The following is a 17,673-nucleotide window of genomic DNA, read 5'->3' on the forward strand; positions in this document are numbered from 1 at the left end:
GGGGCCGGCGCTGCTGCCGGCCCCGGTCGACTCAGGCCAGTTCCGCGGCGACCGCGGCAAGCGCCCCAGCAGGATCGGCCGCCTGGCTGATCGGCCGGCCGATTACCAGGTAGTCCGAGCCGGCCGCCATCGCCTGGGCCGGCGTGAGAATGCGGCGCTGATCGTCCTGCGCGCTGCCGGCCGGCCGAATGCCAGGGGTGACCAGCTTCAGCTGGGCGAACTGCTGCTTGAGCGCCGGCGCCTCCTGCGCCGAACAGACCAGGCCGTCGAGCCCTGCGCGAGCTGCCAGCCCGGCCAGTCTGAGCACCTGCTGCTGCGGCTCGACATCCAGTCCGATATCGGCCAGATCCGCCTGTTCCATGCTCGTCAGCACGGTGACGCCGATCAGCAGAGGCGCCGGCCCGCTCACCCCGGCCAGGGTTTCCCGGCAGGCGGCCATCATCCGCAACCCGCCCGAGCAATGCACATTGACCATCCAGACACCGAGCTCGGCAGCCGCCTTGACCGCCATCGCCGTGGTGTTGGGGATATCGTGAAACTTCAGGTCGAGGAATACCTCGAAACCCTTGTGACGCAGCGCTTCGACGATCGCCGGTCCACAGCGGGTGAACAGCTCCTTGCCGACCTTGACGCGGCAGAGCGCCGGATCGAGGCGGTCGGCCAGCGCCAGAGCCGTCTCGCGGGAAGGGAAGTCGAGCGCAACGATGATGGGAGTCTTGCAGGTCATGGCAGAGCCTTGTGAAGAGTTCGCCACGCATTGTCGCAGAAAACGACTCCAGCGACGCTTCGGGCAGCCGGCGATGGCCGGATTTCCGCGCTCACGTTAGAGTGCGGAAAGAACCGAACTGGCAGAGGGTGAGTGCATGTCCTGGTATTTCTGGCTGATTCTGGCGGTCGCGCTCGGCTCAATCGTTGGCAGCCTGCTGCTGCTGCGCGATGGCGCACGCAAGATTCCCCTGACCGAAGAGCAGAAGAAGCGTATCGCCGAGCGTAATGCCAAGGCCGATGCCGAAGACGCACGCGACCGCTGAGCCCTGGCGGAAGTCGCCTGTACCCGAGCCGCCGGTCAGGCCAAGGCCGAACGACGGCATCGAATGATGGCAAAAGGCCTGCATTGGCGCGATCATATACGCCACTTCGTTGGAACTCTTCATGTCAGTACCCGCCCATACCGACGGCAGCGATCTGCCTCCCGATCTACACGCCACCTTCGCTCGCCGTATCCTCCCCGCCATGGTCAGCCTGCTCGCTTTCACGCTCCTGGCTGCGGCATTCGCCATCGTGCATATCGCGCTGCGCATCGACCACGACGCCGACGCCCAGACGCGCTTCCTCGCGGACAAGGCCATTGCCACCGAGCGCGACTGGCTGCTGCGCTCGATTGTCGACTATGCCTTCTGGGGCGACGCCTACCTGCACCTCAAGGGCCCCAGCCCCGACCTCGACTGGGCCTACCAGCAAGCCAACTTCGGGCCGTCGCTCTATGCCGATTTCGGCTATGAAGCGCTGCTGATCGTGCAGCCCTCCGGGAAGGTCAGCTACGCGGTCATACGCGGAGAGCTGCAGCAGATCGAACTCAAGGCGTGGCTCGGCGCCGGGGTCGACGCCCTGCTCGAGAATGCCCACGCGGCGGCGGCGGACGATGGCGCTGCCGCTGGCCTGCTCTCGGCCGAAGGACTGCCGGCCATGGTGGTCGCCGCCGAGCTCACCCCGGGCGACAGCGGGATCGAGGCCGATCCCGGCCCTGCGCCGGTGGTGCTGTTCGTCGACCTGCTCGATGCCGAGCGCCTCGACAAACTTGGGCATCATTACGGCATCGAAGGCCTGCGCCTGCTCTCGCCGGCCGATGCGCGTGCACAACCGAGCCAGCGCATCGACTTCGCCAACGGCGCGCCGTTGCTGTTGACCTGGACACCCGAGCGCCCGGGAAGGCTGTTATTGTGGGGCGCCCTGCCGATCCTGTTGCTTGTCGCCCTTGGCCTTGGGCTGTTGGCCTGGCTGCTGTCACGCCAGGCCATGCGCACCATCGAGCTGATGAACGAAAGCTATGCGAACCTGGCAAACAGCCGTCGCGCCTTGGCGGCAAGCGAGGCGCGCTTTCGCGACGTTGCCGAAGCGGCGTCGGACTGGATCTGGGAGACCGATGCCCAGACGCAACTCAGCTACCTCTCCGACCGCTTCAAGGAGATCACCGGGCACCCGACCGGAGAGTGGCTCGGTCGCCCACTGATCGACCTGTTGATCACCGACAACGCCGCCATCGAGCAATGGCTGGCCGCCCCCCGCCATCCCCTGCGCTGCAGCTACCGGGCGGCCGACGGTTGCGAACGCATTTGCCGGCTGGTCGCACGGCCGATTCGGCACGGCGGGCAGCTGGCCGGCTACCGCGGCACGGCCAGTGACATCACCGAAGAGACCCGCGCCCAGGCACGCATTGCCTACCTGTCCCAGCATGACGCGCTGACCGGGCTGCCGAACCGCTCGCGCATGCACGAGTACCTTGAGTCGCGCCTGGCCGCACAGAAGCGCGGCGAGTCCCAGCTGGCGGTGTTCTATATCGACCTGGATCGTTTCAAGCCAGTGAACGACATGCTCGGCCACGCTGCCGGAGACGAAGTGCTCAACGGCATCGCACACCGTCTCAAGCGCTGCACGCGCGAGGAGGACCTGGTCGCGCGGGTCGGTGGCGACGAGTTCGTCATGATCCTTGGCCGACTGGTCGAACGCCAGGCCATCGACCAGCTCTGCGCGCGCATAATCAAGACCGTTGCCAGCCCTTTCCAGATCGACGGCAACCAGGTCTTTGTCGGCGCCAGCATCGGTATCGCCATCGCGCCGAACGATGCGACCAGCGCCAGCGAGTTGCTGCGCTGCGCCGACGTGGCCCTGTACAAGGCCAAGGCCGACGGCCGCGGTACCTGGCGCTTCTACGGCCATGAACTGGACAAGAGCCTGCAGCAACGCCTCGAACGCGAAGAGGAGCTGCGCAACGCGATTGCCGAGCAGCAGTTCGAAATTCACTACCAGCCAAGGTTTCGCAGTCACAACCTGCGGATCGCCGGCGCCGAGGCGTTGGTCCGCTGGAAGCATCCCGAACGCGGCCTGCTGCTGCCTGAGCAGTTCATCCCCCTGGCCGAACACAGTGGGCAGATCGTCGCGCTGGGCCGCTGGGTGCTGCGCCAGGCTTGCCACGATGCACGCCAGTGGCCCGGCGATGCGGTAGTCTCGGTGAACCTGTCGCCGCAGCAGCTGCACGATCGGCTTCTCGACGACCTCCGTAGCGCACTGGCCGACAGTGGTTTGCCGGCGCAGCGGCTGGAGCTGGAGATCACCGAAACCGCCCTGTTGCAGAACAGTGATGACATCCTCTCGCTGCTCAACGAGATCAAGGCCCTCGGCGTGCGCCTGGCCATGGACGATTTCGGTACGGGCTATTCGTCGATCCGCAGTCTGCGCCACTACCCTTTCGACGTGATCAAGATCGACGACAGCTTCGTCGGCACCATCGAGCACAACCCGCAGGACCACTCCATCGTCCGCGCGCTGATCGAGATCGGCCGCGGTTTGCAGCTTGGTGTCACGGCTGAGGGCGTCGAGACTGAAGAGCAGCTGCAGCTGCTGCTCGACGACGGTTGCACCGAGGTACAGGGGTTTCACATGAGCGAGCCGCTGAGCACCGGGGCATTGGCCGCGATGCTCCTCGACCACGGCGAACCGGGCGCGAGCCCACAGGCTTAGCGCCGCCGGATCAGCGTCGAAATTCGAACTGGATTTCGGCGCCGTCGATAGCCTGCTCGCTCTCCTGCTCTCCCGGGATCAACCGCCCGCTCATGTGCACGGCAGGCCCCTCCGGGGGCCCGAACATCGGTGGCAGAAGCGTGGCCGGAGGTTCACCACTGGGCTCTTCCAGGGCCTCGGGCCAGGCCTCGGGCAAGCTCAGATCCAGCTTTGGCGCCGCCAGCTCGACCTCCTCCACGCTGCGTTTGGGCGGCGAGGGTTCCGCTGCAGGTGGCGGCTCGGGCGTACGCTCGGCCGGTTCCGGCAGGCTGATCTCGACCGGCGGCTTCGCTTTGCCTGCGGGCTCGATCGGCGGCACGCTGATACGCAGGCTCGGCGGCGCGCCTTCCTCGGCCGCAGGCCGAGGCGGACGCTCCACCGCAGCGGGCACGTCATCCCGAGCCTGCTCGTCACAGGCTGCCAGCAGCAGCACCAGCCCGCCCCCGAGAACCGCTCGCCTCATGCCAGCGCTCGCTCATCCTGCCGGGAGACCTGTGCCCTCTCGCACAGCTGGCGGGCGAGCTGTCCAAGGGTTCGCAGGGCGCGCTCGGTCTCGGCATTCCAGGGCAGGCCACAATTGAGCCGGATACAGTGGTTGAACTGTTCGGTGTTGCTGAAGATCAGGCCAGGCGCAATGCTGATCCCCTGCTCCAACGCGTGGCCGTGCAGTTCCTTGGTGTTGACCGGTGCCGGCAGACTGACCCAGAGAATGAAATTGCCCTTGGGCCGAGTCATCTGCGTGCCTTCGGGAAAGTAGCGCTGCACGGCGAGCTGAAAGGCCGACAGGTTCTTGCGGTACTCCTGGCGAATGAAGCGCAGGTGGCGGTCGTAACCGCCGTTCTCCAGATAGGCGGCAACGCCCATCTGCGTCACGCTGCAGGCGGAGTGGGTACTGAATGTCTGCAGGCGCTCGATTTCGGGCTGATGCCGCCCGGCGACGATCCAGCCGATGCGCACGCCGGGGGACAGCGTCTTGGAAAAGCTCGAGCAGTAGATCACCCGGCCGTCGCGGTCATTGGATTTCAGCGCCTTGTAGGTGCCCTGTTCGAACAGCAGCTCGCCATAGATGTCATCCTCGACGATCTGGATATCGAAGCGAGCCGCCAGGCTCAGCAGCTGCTTTTGTCGACCGTCGGGAATGCTCACACCCAGCGGATTGCTCAGACGCGCGGTCAGCACGAGCGCTTTGATCGGCCACTGGCTCGCCGCCAGCTGGAGCGCCTCCAGGCTCATGCCCGTTTCCGGGTCGCTGGGTATTTCGATGACCTTCAAGCCCAACAGGTCCGCCAATTGCAGCAGGCCGTAGTAGGTCGGCGATTCGGCGGCGATGAGATCACCCGGGCGCGTCAGGACGCGCAGTGACATCTGCAACGCATCGACACAGCCATGGGTGATGACGATTTCGGAGGGATCGACCACCACGCCTGCATCGCGCATGCGAATGGCCACCTGCCTGCGCAGCGGCTCGTAACCGGGGCTGAACATGTAACTGAAGGCGCGCGGGCTGTGAAAGCGGGTGACCTTGGCCAATTGCTGATGCAGCGCGCGTACCGGCAGGTAGTCGACGTGAGGCACCGCCGCCCCGAAGGGCACCAGACCTTCACGACGGCATTCGCTGAGCACCTGGTTGATGATGCTGCTGCGCGTGACCAGGCTGGGCCGCTCGACACGCGCAATATCGGGCGTGGGGGCCGTCAGCATCGGAGTCTGATGGACGTAGAACCCCGACTGCGGGCGCGCCTTGATCATCCCCTGGTCTTCGAGATTGGCGTAGGCCTGCAACACCGTGGCGTGGCTGACGTTGAGCTGCATGCTCAGTTTGCGCACCGAGGGCACACGCTCGCCGGGCCGATAGACGCCCCGACGTATATCTTCGGCCAGTTGTTGCGCGATGCGCTGATACAGCAACAGATTGGTCATGGTCCCTGCCTCCGCCAACTGAACCGTAACAGTAGCTCAGGCAGACGACCTTTCACCAATACAGTTGCGCCGAATCTGGCCGAAACAGTGCGCTAGACGCGTCCGTGGCCTAGCGATCCGGCGCAAAGCGCCCTTGCGGATCGGAGAACAGGATCTCGACGCGCCGGTTCTGAGCGCGTCCACGCGCCGAGGCATTCTCCGCAACTGGGAACTGCTCACCGTAGCCGCGCACATCGATCCGCTGCGCGTCGATTCCCAGATCGGTGAGGATCGAGGCCACCGCCTGGGCCCGCGCTCGAGACAGTTCCAGGTTCTCCTGAGCATCGCCGCGGCTGTCGGTATAGCCTTCGATGCGCACCTTGCGCTGCGGGTTGAGCTGGAGGAAATGTGCCAGCTTGAGCAGCGTGCGGTTGGCCTCCGGGCCCAGACGATCGCTGCCGGCGCGAAAAAGCACATCGCCGAGGGTCATCACCAGCCCACGATCGGTTTCAGTAGCCGCCAGGCTGATCAGCTGATCTTCCATCCACTGCCCCTGCTGCAGATTCAGCAGGCGGGCGTCCTGCAGCATCCGCCGCAAGCGCTCGCGATCCATCTGCAGGCGTACCGCCTCCTGCTGATTGGCCAGCAACGCGCCGTGCTGCCGGGCGATCTCGCTGTAACTCAGGCTCAGGTAGGCGTAGTGACGGGCGTCCTCAGCCCCCCCGATGTAATGAGAAAAGCGCTGGGCGCGCTCGAGCGTCTCACCGGCGCGAGCCACATCCTTGGGCGCAGTACGCACCAGATCGGCGTCGTGGCTGACTTGTTCGTAAGCGGCTGACGCCTGGTCGAGCTGCTCGCGCAGCGCTTTATCGGCACAGCCGGCGAGCGACACCGACAGGGCGAGCAGGCCGAGGGCGGAACGAGTGACCTTCATTGCAGGCTCCCCAATTGCTCGCGAACGCGCTCGATGCTGCGTTTGAGTTCGGCGAGCTGCGCCGTGCTCTTCTGATTCAGCACGCGAGCTTCGGCCAGCCGCGCATCGAGCTCGGCCTGCTCGGCAAGCAGCCGAGCCTGCCGATGATCGCCCTCCTTCATCGCCTGGTGGGCTTCGCGCAGCTTGGCCTGTGCCAGGGCCAGTTCAGCGACCTCATCGGTGGCACCGACCGCCTGGGCCTGCTGGACCGCCTCGCTGGTCAGGCGCAGCTGCTCATTGGGTGCCGGGTCGCTGGCGCAAGCCGACAAAAGGCCAGCCAGCAGTAACAGTGTCGGAGAAAAAAACTTGTTCAACGGAGGCAACCTATTTCTGTGTTGACGCTTCGCGTGCCAGGCGCTGCTGCTTCCAGAGCGCCAGGTTATCGACCAGCAGTCGCTCAGGCACGCCGGCCGCTTGCAGCTCGGTCATCTGCAAAGCCAGCTGGCCGCGCAGCCACGGGTCGTTGCACGCCGAATCATGCGAGATGGCCAGATGCATGCCGCGCTGCGCGACGGCGGGCGTCAGGCGCTGGACCTGCTCGAGCGCGGCTCGATCGAGCCTGGCCAGCGCACTGTAGCGCTCGTGCAGCACGAAATCGACCTCGCCCTTGCGCAGCTGCTTGAGCGCCTGCCGCATCGTTTTGGCGAGCGGCAGCCCCTCGGCGACAGGCTCCTCGACCGGGCCATCGGCGGTGCGGATGCCACGGCGGTCTGCGAGATCGGCAGGCGAGCTATAGAGAAAGCCCGGCTCGTTGCGCACCCAGGCGAAGGTCTCCAGCTGCGTGATCGCCGGATGGACGAAATCCAGTTCGCCGAGCCGCTCGGCCTGCAACGGCGTATCGAGGAGAATGTCGACCCGACCGCTGCGAACCTCTTCGAGCGCCTTCTTGGCGTCGCCGGTATGCAGCAATTCGACCTTTACGCCTAGTTTGGCGACCAACTGCTCGAGCAGGTCGACGTTGGCACCTATCAGCCGCTTGCCGTTCTGCGCGTCACGCCAGATGAACGGCGGATTGTTTGCCGAGCCGGTTGCGATCAGCCGATCGCACTTGCCCGCCGCCAGGGTAGCCGCCGACGAAACGAGGGCCAGCACGGCCAGCCCCCAGTTGAGCGGTTTGGCAAGACGCATCGAGAACACCTTCTGCTGAGTGGGAAGCCGGGCGATCTTATCATCGCCCCGCCTGACAGGCGCCCATGAAAAAACCCGCACAAGGCGGGTTCTTTCACGAGCGAAAAGGCTCAGACGAGCTTTTCCAGCTCCGGCAGGATCTCGAACAGATCCCCGACCAGGCCGTAGTCGGCGACCTGGAAGATCGGCGCTTCCTCGTCCTTGTTGATCGCAACGATCACCTTGGAGTCCTTCATGCCTGCCAGGTGCTGGATCGCACCGGAGATGCCGACGGCGATGTACAGCTGCGGCGCGACGATCTTGCCGGTCTGGCCGACCTGCATGTCGTTCGGCACGAAGCCGGCGTCGACGGCGGCACGCGAGGCACCGACCGCGGCGCCGAGCTTGTCGGCCAGCGAGTACAGGTGCTTGAAGTTGTCGCCGTTCTGCATGCCGCGGCCGCCGGAAACGACGATCTTGGCCGCGGTCAGCTCCGGGCGGTCGGACTTGGCCAGCTCTTCGCCGACGAAGGCGGACTTGCCGGCGTCACCGCTGCCGGAGACCTGCTCGACGGCCGCCGAGCCGCCCTCGGCGTTCACCGCGTCGAAGCCGGTGGCACGCACGGTGATGACCTTGATCGGGGCGCTGGACTGCACGGTGGCGATGGCGTTGCCGGCGTAGATCGGGCGCTTGAAGGTGTCGGCGCTTTCAACGGCGATGATCTCGGAGATCTGGTCGACATCCAGCAGCGCCGCCACGCGCGGCAGGAAGTTCTTGCCGTTGGTGGTGGCCGGGGCCAGCACGTGGCTGTAATTCTTGGCCCCACTTTCCTCTACAAGCTGCGCGATCAGCGGCGCGACGTTTTCCGGCAGCTGGTTGGCGTAGGCCGCGTCGTCGGCGACCAGCACCTTGGACACGCCCTCGATCTTGGCCGCTGCTTCACCGATGGCGCCGCAGCCGCTGCCGGCGACCAGCACGTGGATGTCGCCGCCGATCTTGGTGGCCGCCGCCACGGTGTTCAGGGTTGCAGCCGCCAGGACCGCGTTGTTGTGTTCAGCGATAACCAGGATAGCCATCAGATCACCTTCGCCTCGTTCTTCAGTTTCTCGACCAGTTCAGCCACGGACTTGACCTTGATACCGGCGCTGCGGGCAGCCGGCGCTTCGACCTTGAGGGTCTTCACGGTCGAGGTGGTGGTCACACCCAGCGCCTCGGGCGTCAGGGTTTCCAGCGGCTTCTTCTTGGCCTTCATGATGTTCGGCAGCGACGCGTAGCGCGGCTCGTTCAGGCGCAGGTCGGTGGTGACGATCGCCGGCAGGTTCAGCGCGACGGTCTGCAGGCCGCCGTCGATCTCGCGGGTGACGTTGACCTTGTCGCCAGCCACTTCCACCTTGGAGGCGAAGGTGCCCTGGGCGTAGCCGGTCAGCGCGCCGAGCATCTGCCCGGTCTGGTTGTTGTCGCTGTCGATCGCCTGCTTGCCCAGGATGATCAGTTGCGGCTGCTCCTTGTCGACCACGGCCTTGAGCAGCTTGGCGATCGCCAGGGAATTGAGCTCATCAGCGGACTCGACCAGTACGGCGCGGTCGGCGCCCAGCGCCAGGGCGGTACGCAGCTGCTCCTGGGCAGCGCTCGGGCCGACGGAGACGACCACGATTTCGCTGGCCACGCCTTTCTCTTTCAGGCGCACGGCTTCTTCCACGGCGATTTCGCAGAAGGGGTTCATCGACATCTTGACGTTGGCCAGGTCAACGCCGGAGTTGTCCGCCTTGACGCGGACCTTGACGTTGTAGTCAACCACTCGTTTGACAGCTACAAGAACCTTCATGGATTCCTCGTTCTCTCCGGAGATTAGATTTATTCGCCGAGGCGAACCGGCCACAGGCCTGGGTTCCTTTGCCCTTCTGGCTGTTCGGCGAGCGCAAACTGTCCCGTATCTTGACTGCAGGCCTGTAGCGGGTCAACAACGCATATGGCCCGCCATAAGCCCTCAGGCGCTCGATTCTAGCAGGCTTGCAGAAAATTCAAACAAACGTTTGTATTGGACCGTTTTCGGCAGCTATATATAATGCGCCCCGCCCGGCTCGGTCAGGGAACGATCACAGCCTTCTCTCACTTCTATAAAAAACCCAGCCTTGATTAGGAGAACGCCTATGGAACGCGAATACATGGAATTCGACGTGGTGGTCGTCGGCGCCGGCCCCGCAGGCCTATCCGCTGCCTGCCGCCTGAAGCAGAAAGCCGCCGACGCCGGTCAGGAGATCAGTGTCTGCGTCGTCGAGAAGGGTTCCGAGGTGGGCGCCCACATCCTCTCCGGAGCGGTCTTCGAGCCGCGCGCGCTGAACGAGCTGTTCCCTGACTGGAAAGCGCTCGGCGCCCCACTGAACACCCCGGTCACGCGTGACGACATCTACCTGCTGAAGAACGAGCAGGCCGCCAGCAAGCTGCCGAACATGCTGGTCCCCAAGACCATGCACAACGAAGGCAACTACATCATTTCCCTGGGCAACCTGTGCCGCTGGCTGGCCCAGCAGGCCGAGAACCTGGGTGTCGAGATCTACCCGGGCTTCGCCGCTCAGGAAGCGCTGATCGATGAAGACGGTATCGTGCGCGGCATCGTCACCGGTGATCTGGGCGTCGACCGCGAAGGCAACCCGAAGGAAGGCATGTACACCCCGGGCATGGAGCTGCGCGCCAAGTACACGCTGTTCGCCGAAGGCTGCCGTGGCCACATCGGCAAGCAGCTGATCAACCGCTTCCAGCTCAACGCCAACGTCGACCCGCAGCACTACGGTATCGGCATCAAGGAGCTCTGGGACATCGATCCGGCCAAGCACGAACAGGGCCTGGTGGTGCACACCGCCGGCTGGCCGCTGGACGACGAGAACACCGGGGGCTCGTTCCTCTATCACCTGGAGAACAACCAGGTGGTCGTCGGCCTGATCGTCGACCTGTCGTACAGCAACCCGTATCTGTCGCCGTTCGATGAGTTCCAGCGCTACAAGCATCATCCGGTCATCAAGCAGTATCTCGAAGGCGGCAAGCGTGTTTCCTACGGTGCCCGCGCCATCGCCAAGGGCGGCCTGAACTGCCTGCCGAAGATGGTGTTCAAGGGCGGCGCCCTGATCGGCTGCGACGCCGGCACCCTGAACTTCGCCAAGATCAAGGGCAGCCACACGGCGATGAAGTCCGGCATGCTCGCCGCCGAGGCGATTGCCGAAGCGCTGGCCGCCGGCCGTGAGGGCGGCGATGAACTGACCGCCTACGAAGAGAACTTCAAGAACAGCTGGGTCTACGACGAACTCTACAAGAGCCGCAACTTCGGCGCCGCCATCCACAAGTGGGGTGCGGTCAAGGGCGGCGCGTTCAACTTCATCGACCAGAACATCTTCGGCGGCAAGATCCCCTTCACGCTGCACGACACCAAGCCGGACTACGCCTGCCTGAAGCATGCCGACCAGGCGCGCAAGATCGACTACCCCAAGCCGGACGGCAAGCTCAGCTTCGACAAGCTCAGCTCGGTGTTCCTCTCCAACACCAACCACGAGGAAGACCAGCCGGTCCACCTCAAGCTGATCGATCCGAGCATCCCGATCGAGAAGAACCTGCCGCTGTACGACGAACCGGCGCAGCGCTACTGCCCGGCCGGCGTCTACGAGGTGGTCAGCAACGACGATGGCAGCCAGCGCTTCCAGATCAACGCGCAGAACTGCGTGCACTGCAAGACCTGCGACATCAAGGATCCGTCACAGAACATCACCTGGGTGGCGCCGGAAGGTACCGGCGGGCCGAACTACCCCAACATGTAAGAAACAGAAAAGGCTCCCTCGGGAGCCTTTCTCGTCTCAGCGCCGTTATTCGTCACGTCCGATCGGAAAGAACCGACCGCCACTCCAGACGCCGAGCCATTCACCGTCATCGGCTTCGCCCGGCACGGCCAACTCGACCAGCTGATAGAAGACATTACGGTGGATGAGCGCCTCCAGGTTGGCACGAACGTGCACGTAAGGCGCGGGCTCGCCAGTGACCGGATCGAACTCGACACGTATCGGGTGCTCGACACCGGCATCGACCTCGTCATCGACGTTGGTGAAGAAGCGCAACACCTGGGACTCCCCCTCACCGAGCACGTCGAGCCGGTTGGCAACGAACGGCGCATCCTCGACCTGGATACCGACCTTCTCGACGGGCGTCACCAGAAAGTAGCGGTCGTCGTCACGTCGCAACACACTGGAAAACAGCCGGACCATCGCCGGACGGCCGATCGGTGTACCCAGGTAGTACCACGTACCATCGCGCGCGATACGCATGTCGAGATCGCCGCAAAAAGGCGGGTTCCACAGATGCACCGGCGGCAGGCCGCGCTTTTCGCCGGCCGGGATCTGCGCCAGCAGATCCGCTGCCTTTCCCGTATCGCTCATATACCCTCCCGTCGCCGCTATCGTTCGGCCAGCCCCAGCAGACGACGTGCGTAGTCGTGCATCGCCGGCCCCAGAAGTTGGTCTGGTTTGGCATCGTACAGGTTCAACAGGCCGCCGCGACTGCGGATGCGCGCGGTGTCCACGAGGTAGCGCGTCCCCGTCTCGATCAGCATAAGCTGGACCACGCCACTGTCGACGCCCAGCCGGTCGAGCGCGCGCTGTTCGTTGAGCTCGTCGAAACTGCCGATACGGTCGTCGGCGGCGGCAAAGCGGGTATAGAGCAGATAGTGCGCTCCAGCGCCGCGCGCCTGCGCCATGGCCTCTTCCAGCCCCAGCGGCTGCGGCGCCCGGCGCACAACCGGAAAATACTCGACGAAAGCCTCGAAGGCCTCTTCGGCCACGACATTCGGACGCGGATAGCCATTACCCGGCGGAACGAAATGCCCTTGCGCAATATAGATGAAGGAGTCGGGCTGCAGGCGCCAACCACTGGAGCGCTGGGTCTGGCTATGGTCGAGTATTCCGGCGTCGCTCAGGTGCTCGCGCGCGCCTTCAGCCATATCACTTACCCGCATGCAGCCGCCCAGGGCCAAGATCGCCACAAGCATGCTCAACCAACGCATAAAGAGATCCCCACTGTTGCCGGAAATCCGGCGGTCGCGGCCGCCGATGCAGCATCCAAGCCAATCACTCCGGCGCGACTGAACAGCGAAGACGAGCAGGCGCCTTCTCGGCTCGACCCCAGCACTTTACAGGCGTCGAGCCGGCGACCGCAGGCCTCCCGGCCGCATCGGGCAAGCAGCCGGCTCAGTCGCGCTTGCGCTTGTTACCCATACGCACGCCGATATCCATGAGGAACTGGAAGAACCCTTCCTGATCCTCGAGCACGTTGCTCCAGAACGGCGAGTGATAGAGCGCCACCGCCCCGTGTACCAGAGCCCAGGCTGCGCAGTAGTGGAAATACGGCGGTACGTCCTCCAACTTGCCTTCGGCAATCCGGCCTTCGATCAGCTGGGTGAGCCGCTGGAAGTTGGACGCGCGGATACGGTGCAACTCCTCAACCATCTCGGGCACCTGGTTGCCCTTGACCACCTTTTCTTCGAGGCGATCGAACAGGCGATAACGCTGCGGGTCGCGCATGCGGAACTCGAAGTACGCACGCGACAGGGCCTCCTTGTCGCGGTCCACATCCTCGGAGTGGAACAGCGCATTGAGATCGCGCTCGTAGTCGAGCATCAGGCGCAGATAGATCTCGGCCTTCGACTTGAAGTGCTTGTAGATGGTGCCTTTGCCGATGCCCACGGTATCGGCGATCATCTCGACGGTGACACTGTCCTCGCCCTGGTCGAGAAACAGTTGCAATGCGGTATCGAGGATTTCCTGTTCGCGGCGACGAAACTCGCGAACCTTCCGGGGTTCATTCTGCATATCTGGCGACGGGCGAAAAAAGAAGGCACTCATTATGCCTATTCGGTCATGAATTGCACGGGGACATCGTTAATGTTCGAACTTGAGAACGAATTCCCGCAGGCGCCCGGCTTGCGATACCTGAATCATGCGGCCGTCGCACCTTGGCCTCGACGCGCGAGCAGCGCCGTCAGCCAGTTCGCCGAACAGAACGCCACCCTCGGCGCCCGCGATTATCCGCAGTGGCTGAAGATCGAAAACCGTCTGCGCGAGCGCCTGGCACGGCTGCTCAACGCGCCGACCAGCGCGGATGTGGCGCTGGTCAAGAACACCTCCGAGGCGCTGTCCTTCGTCGCTTTCGGCCTCGACTGGCGCGCCGGCGACCAGATCGTCATCAGCGACGAGGAGTTCCCCTCCAACCGCGTGGTATGGGAAGCGTTGCAGCCGCAGGGGGTAGAGGTCATCCAGGTCAGCCTGGCGGGTGCCGACCCGGAAGCCGATCTGCTGGCCGCCTGCACACCCCGCACACGCTTGCTGGCGATCAGCGCGGTGCAATATGCCAGCGGCATCCGTCTGGATCTGGACCGCCTGGGGCACGGCTGCGAGCAGCGCGGTGTACTGCTGTGCATCGATGCGATACAGCAGCTCGGTGCCCTGCCCTTCGACGTCCAGCAGAGCCGCTGCGCCTTCGCCATGGCCGACGGGCACAAGTGGATGCTCGGCCCGGAAGGTCTGGGCGTGTTCTATTGCCGCAGCGATCTGCGACCGCAGCTGAAGCTGCACGAGTATGGCTGGCACATGCTCGAGCATGCCGGCGACTATGACCGCAGCGACTGGCAACCAGCCCGCAGCGCACGGCGCTTCGAATGTGGCAGCCCGAACATGCTCGGCGCCGTAGCGCTGGAGGCCAGCCTGTCGCTGCTCGAAGAGGTCGGCATGCATCAGGTCGCAGCGAGCCTCAACGAGCGTATGGAGTGGCTGCGTGCCGGCCTGCGCCAGTTGCCCGGCATCGAACTGCTGAGCCCGGCGCAACCGGAGCGCAGTGCAGGCATCGTGACGTTTCGTCTGGCCGGGAGCGCAAACCAGGCCCTGTTCGAACAGCTCAGGGCCGAGCAGGTCGTATGCGCCCTGCGCGGCGGCGGGATTCGTCTTTCGCCGCACTTCTATACACCGGCCGAGGTGATCGACGACACGCTTGCGTTGCTGCGAAGCCTCGCCGGCTGAGGAATCAGCTAACGGAAAAGTATTCCAATTCGGTTTAACGGCCCGGCAGATCCGGTCGGCAGAATCCGAAAAACGGACTAATACTTGAAATCACTGGCGAGACATTCCCCCCACTGTCTGGCCAGTCGAGACCGTGAGGACCGCGTTCTCGAAACTCCTAATGGTCTTGACCCGGCTCCCTCAGGCCGGGTTTTTTTTGCCATCGGTGCCGGTCCACCGCACGATGGCCATTGCGTCAGAAAGCTGGCTATGATCCGGGCCATGCGTAGCACACCCACCCTTCGCCAGCCCTGCCCGCCCGGCACTTGCACCTGTCGGCGAGACGACCTGCTCGCGACGCCCGGCGCCGATCTTCGCATCCTGCGCCTCACCCAGCATGAAGAGAAACGACTGCTGCAGCGGCTGGAAAGCATCGCCAGCCTGGCCGAACTCGAGCACCTGCGGCGGCGAATGGACGAACAGCTCGGCATTCGCCTGTCGATCAAGCCCGGCGCAAGCGAAGTGCGGAGCATGCGCGGCATTGCCATCGAGTTCGCCGAGCAACCTGGGCTGTGCCGCAAAACCCGCCGTAATCTGCCGATCGCGATCCGCCGTGCGCTCGAACGTCACCCGGAAATTGCCTGGCGTCTGCTCGATGCACACGACCTGCTGCGCGACGCCTGAACGGTGGGAGAGGCTTGCCGTTGCACCCGGCTATCAAATTACAATAATTCCTATTTGTAACGAGCCCTCGGCATGCCACCCTGTACCCCGCGGCAGATTCTCGCCATCGAAGACGATCCGATTCTCGGCGCCCACCTGAAGACCTCGCTCGAAGAACGCGGCTTTCGCGTCACCCTTGCCGAGCAGGGCCCCAGCGGCCTGGCTTTGGCGGCCGGAGCCGAGTTCGACCTGATCCTGCTTGATGTGCTGTTGCCGGGAATGAACGGCATGGATTTGCTCACCCGGCTGCGCGCCAGCCGCAGCACGCCGGTGCTGATGATCTCGGCACTGGGCGATGAAGCCCACCGCATCCAGGGCTTCGACAACGGCGCCGACGACTACCTGCCCAAACCCTTCAGCATCGAGGAACTGCAGGTGCGGATCGCCGCGATCCTGCGCCGGGTCGCCTACGAACGTGCGCCCGCGGCCAATCAGTCCGATGATCGGCTGCTGTACGACGACCAGCGCAACGACGTGCGCTACGAGCAGCGCTGGCTCGGGCTGACGGCTACGGAGTACCGCCTGTTGAAGGTGCTGCAGGATGCCTGCGGCGAGGTACTGAGCAAGCCGTTTCTCTATCAGCAGGTGCTCCACCGCGGCTATTCACAGCACGACCGCAGCCTGGACATGCATATCAGCAACATTCGCCGCAAGCTCGCCCGGCACCAGGTAGAAGCGCTGCGGCTCGAATCGGTATGGGGCAAGGGTTATGTGCTGGAAAGGCTGCCCGACTGATGCCCGGCCGCCACTCGCTGTTCTGGCGTCTGGCCCTGCTGGTCGCCGGGTTCTGTCTGGCGATGATCTGGGTCAGCGACCATATCGGCCGCCAGGTCAGCTATCGCAACTCCTTTCTCTCGCAGGCAGCGCTCGAGGCGCTCGAGGCGCATGCCAGGCAGGCCAGCGAGGCCGTCGCACAGGGCCCCGCCGCGCTGGAACGCTGGCTCACCGAGCGACAGCACGATGATTCGGGCGTCCTGCTGGTGGTGAACGGCCATCTGCAACCGCTCTTCGAACAGGCACCAAGCGATGAAATCCGCCGCCAGTTGCGCTTCGCCCGTCCTTACGACGCCCCGATGAGCAGGCGCTCGGGGCCGCGGCCGACCGTACTCGTGCCGCTGGAGGGCAGCGACAACCAACTGGTGGTGGAGCTGCCCGAGCAGTTCAGCCCCTGGCGCCATCACCTGTTGCTGGTGCTGACGACCGTCTACGTGCCGCCCGTGCTGTTTTCCCTGTTGTTCTGCTGGCTGCTGTACCGCCAGCTCATTTCACCGCTCGACCGCCTGCGCAGCCAGGCCAACGCCTTGCGCGGCGATCGCCTCGACCCGCCTGCACCGCTGCTGCTGACCGATCGCAACGACGAGCTGGGCGAACTGGGCCGCTCGATCGAATACCTTACCCGCCGCCTGCGCGACTCCATCGCCCAGCAACAGCAACTGCTGCGCGACCTGTCGCACGAGCTGCGCACGCCACTGAGCCGGCTGCGGGTCGCCTGCGAAAGCGAGCTGCCACCCGCCGAGCTGCGCGAGCGGGTCGAGCGCGAGGTCGCCGGCATGGGACGCCTGGTCGACGATACGCTCGCGCTGGCCTGGCTGGACAGCAAGCAGACCCGCCTCGACTGCGAGCCGGTCGATGTGCAGACCCTATGGAACCTGCTGTGCGAGGACGCCTGCTTCGAGTCGGGTTGGCCACGTGAGCGCCTGCGCAGTGAGCTGCCCGACGCCTGCCTGGTGCAGGGCAATCTGAACGCACTGGCGCAGGCGATGGAGAACATCCTGCGCAACGCCATCCGCCATTCGCCGCCCGACGGCACGGTCAGCCTGGGCGCCTACCGCGACGGCGAACACTGGCGCCTGTGCATCGACGACCAGGGCCCCGGCGTTGCGGAGGATCAGTTGCAGGCAATGTTTCGTCCGTTCACCCGGCTCAGTGCCGCGCGCCCGGGCGGGGACGGCTTCGGCCTCGGCCTGGCGATCGCCGCGGGTATGGTCACGTTGCAGGGCGGGCGGATCTGGGCGGAGAACCGCGGCCCAGGGCTGCGGGTCAACCTGCTGCTGAGAATGTATAGATTGTAAATGCGCTTTACTGTTAGTTGCGAATGACTAGCATTCGTCTCGCTGTAAGCGATCGCTCGACGCTCACAGGCGAGTGGCCGCCTCGGCCCCGCAA

At 64.7% G+C, this 17,673-nt stretch carries 18 protein-coding genes; 7 read left to right on the forward strand and 11 right to left on the reverse strand.

The features are described from left to right. Positions 1-31: 31 nt before the first annotated feature. Positions 32-727: an orotidine-5'-phosphate decarboxylase gene (gene pyrF / locus CL52_RS12340; RefSeq protein ID WP_043220945.1), complete on the reverse strand. Its 696-nt coding sequence runs from the start codon at positions 725-727 to the stop codon at positions 32-34. 136 nt (positions 728-863) lie between these two features. Here pyrF and CL52_RS20730 point away from each other — a divergent pair, with 136 nt between their 5' ends. Continuing rightward, positions 864-1,031 (forward strand): DUF2897 family protein, encoded by a 168-nt coding sequence (locus CL52_RS20730; protein WP_071222523.1) that lies wholly within the window; start codon positions 864-866, stop codon positions 1,029-1,031. 121 nt (positions 1,032-1,152) lie between these two features. Continuing rightward, positions 1,153-3,738 (forward strand): bifunctional diguanylate cyclase/phosphodiesterase, encoded by a 2,586-nt coding sequence (locus CL52_RS12345; protein ID WP_052264565.1) that lies wholly within the window; start codon positions 1,153-1,155, stop codon positions 3,736-3,738. A 10-nt stretch (positions 3,739-3,748) separates the two neighbouring features. Here the strand turns inward: CL52_RS12345 and CL52_RS12350 are convergent, their stop codons facing one another. From CL52_RS12350 to CL52_RS12380, 7 genes are all read right to left on the reverse strand, one after another. Next, positions 3,749-4,240: a hypothetical protein gene (locus CL52_RS12350; RefSeq protein ID WP_043220947.1), complete on the reverse strand. Its 492-nt coding sequence runs from the start codon at positions 4,238-4,240 to the stop codon at positions 3,749-3,751. Next, on the reverse strand, positions 4,237-5,697 hold the full coding sequence (locus CL52_RS12355) for an aminotransferase-like domain-containing protein (RefSeq protein WP_043220949.1): 1,461 nt from the start codon (positions 5,695-5,697) through the stop codon (positions 4,237-4,239). The genes CL52_RS12350 and CL52_RS12355 overlap by 4 nt, the downstream gene beginning before the upstream one ends. A 109-nt stretch (positions 5,698-5,806) precedes the next feature. Continuing rightward, the gene (locus CL52_RS12360; RefSeq protein ID WP_041106486.1) at positions 5,807-6,610 is read right to left on the reverse strand and encodes an OmpA family protein; all 804 of its coding nucleotides are present in this window, start codon (positions 6,608-6,610) and stop codon (positions 5,807-5,809) included. Continuing rightward, on the reverse strand, positions 6,607-6,963 hold the full coding sequence (locus CL52_RS12365) for a DUF4398 domain-containing protein (protein ID WP_041106606.1): 357 nt from the start codon (positions 6,961-6,963) through the stop codon (positions 6,607-6,609). The genes CL52_RS12360 and CL52_RS12365 overlap by 4 nt, the downstream gene beginning before the upstream one ends. A gap of 10 nt (positions 6,964-6,973) precedes the next feature. Next, positions 6,974-7,777, reverse strand: a complete 804-nt coding sequence (locus CL52_RS12370; protein WP_043220951.1) for a substrate-binding periplasmic protein — start codon at positions 7,775-7,777, stop codon at positions 6,974-6,976. A 110-nt stretch (positions 7,778-7,887) separates the two neighbouring features. After that, entirely contained in the window at positions 7,888-8,832 is a 945-nt protein-coding gene (locus tag CL52_RS12375) for an electron transfer flavoprotein subunit alpha/FixB family protein (protein WP_043220954.1), read from the reverse strand. Continuing rightward, positions 8,832-9,581 (reverse strand): electron transfer flavoprotein subunit beta/FixA family protein, encoded by a 750-nt coding sequence (locus CL52_RS12380; protein WP_041106491.1) that lies wholly within the window; start codon positions 9,579-9,581, stop codon positions 8,832-8,834. The genes CL52_RS12375 and CL52_RS12380 overlap by 1 nt, the downstream gene beginning before the upstream one ends. A 325-nt stretch (positions 9,582-9,906) precedes the next feature. On the opposite strand from CL52_RS12380, the gene CL52_RS12385 reads away from it, so the two are divergent. Next, positions 9,907-11,562, forward strand: a complete 1,656-nt coding sequence (locus CL52_RS12385) for an electron transfer flavoprotein-ubiquinone oxidoreductase (protein WP_043220956.1) — start codon at positions 9,907-9,909, stop codon at positions 11,560-11,562. Positions 11,563-11,607: 45 nt separating this feature from the next. Here the strand turns inward: CL52_RS12385 and CL52_RS12390 are convergent, their stop codons facing one another. From CL52_RS12390 to CL52_RS12400, 3 genes are all read right to left on the reverse strand, one after another. Next, positions 11,608-12,174: a DUF1285 domain-containing protein gene (locus CL52_RS12390; RefSeq protein WP_043220959.1), complete on the reverse strand. Its 567-nt coding sequence runs from the start codon at positions 12,172-12,174 to the stop codon at positions 11,608-11,610. A gap of 17 nt (positions 12,175-12,191) precedes the next feature. Continuing rightward, a complete protein-coding gene (locus CL52_RS12395) occupies positions 12,192-12,797 on the reverse strand; it encodes a DUF4823 domain-containing protein (protein ID WP_041106497.1) in 606 nt (201 codons plus the stop codon). A gap of 184 nt (positions 12,798-12,981) precedes the next feature. Then, positions 12,982-13,602: a TetR/AcrR family transcriptional regulator gene (locus CL52_RS12400; RefSeq protein WP_041106499.1), complete on the reverse strand. Its 621-nt coding sequence runs from the start codon at positions 13,600-13,602 to the stop codon at positions 12,982-12,984. Between the two features lie 72 nt (positions 13,603-13,674). On the opposite strand from CL52_RS12400, the gene CL52_RS12405 reads away from it, so the two are divergent. The 4 genes from CL52_RS12405 (at position 13,675) to CL52_RS12420 (ending at position 17,579) form a co-directional block, all read left to right on the forward strand. Beyond that, positions 13,675-14,805: an aminotransferase class V-fold PLP-dependent enzyme gene (locus CL52_RS12405; protein ID WP_043220962.1), complete on the forward strand. Its 1,131-nt coding sequence runs from the start codon at positions 13,675-13,677 to the stop codon at positions 14,803-14,805. A gap of 261 nt (positions 14,806-15,066) precedes the next feature. Next, a complete protein-coding gene (locus tag CL52_RS12410) occupies positions 15,067-15,468 on the forward strand; it encodes a hypothetical protein (RefSeq protein ID WP_041106608.1) in 402 nt (133 codons plus the stop codon). 72 nt (positions 15,469-15,540) lie between these two features. Next, the gene (locus tag CL52_RS12415; RefSeq protein WP_043220965.1) at positions 15,541-16,242 is read left to right on the forward strand and encodes a response regulator transcription factor; all 702 of its coding nucleotides are present in this window, start codon (positions 15,541-15,543) and stop codon (positions 16,240-16,242) included. Beyond that, positions 16,242-17,579, forward strand: coding sequence for a sensor histidine kinase (locus CL52_RS12420; protein WP_043220967.1), 1,338 nt, complete (start codon positions 16,242-16,244; stop codon positions 17,577-17,579). The genes CL52_RS12415 and CL52_RS12420 overlap by 1 nt, the downstream gene beginning before the upstream one ends. Positions 17,580-17,673: the final 94 nt, after the last annotated feature.

Origin of the sequence: Stutzerimonas balearica DSM 6083 (genome assembly GCF_000818015.1) — a bacterium.
In the GTDB taxonomy this organism is placed as follows: Bacteria; Pseudomonadota; Gammaproteobacteria; order Pseudomonadales; family Pseudomonadaceae; genus Stutzerimonas; species Stutzerimonas balearica.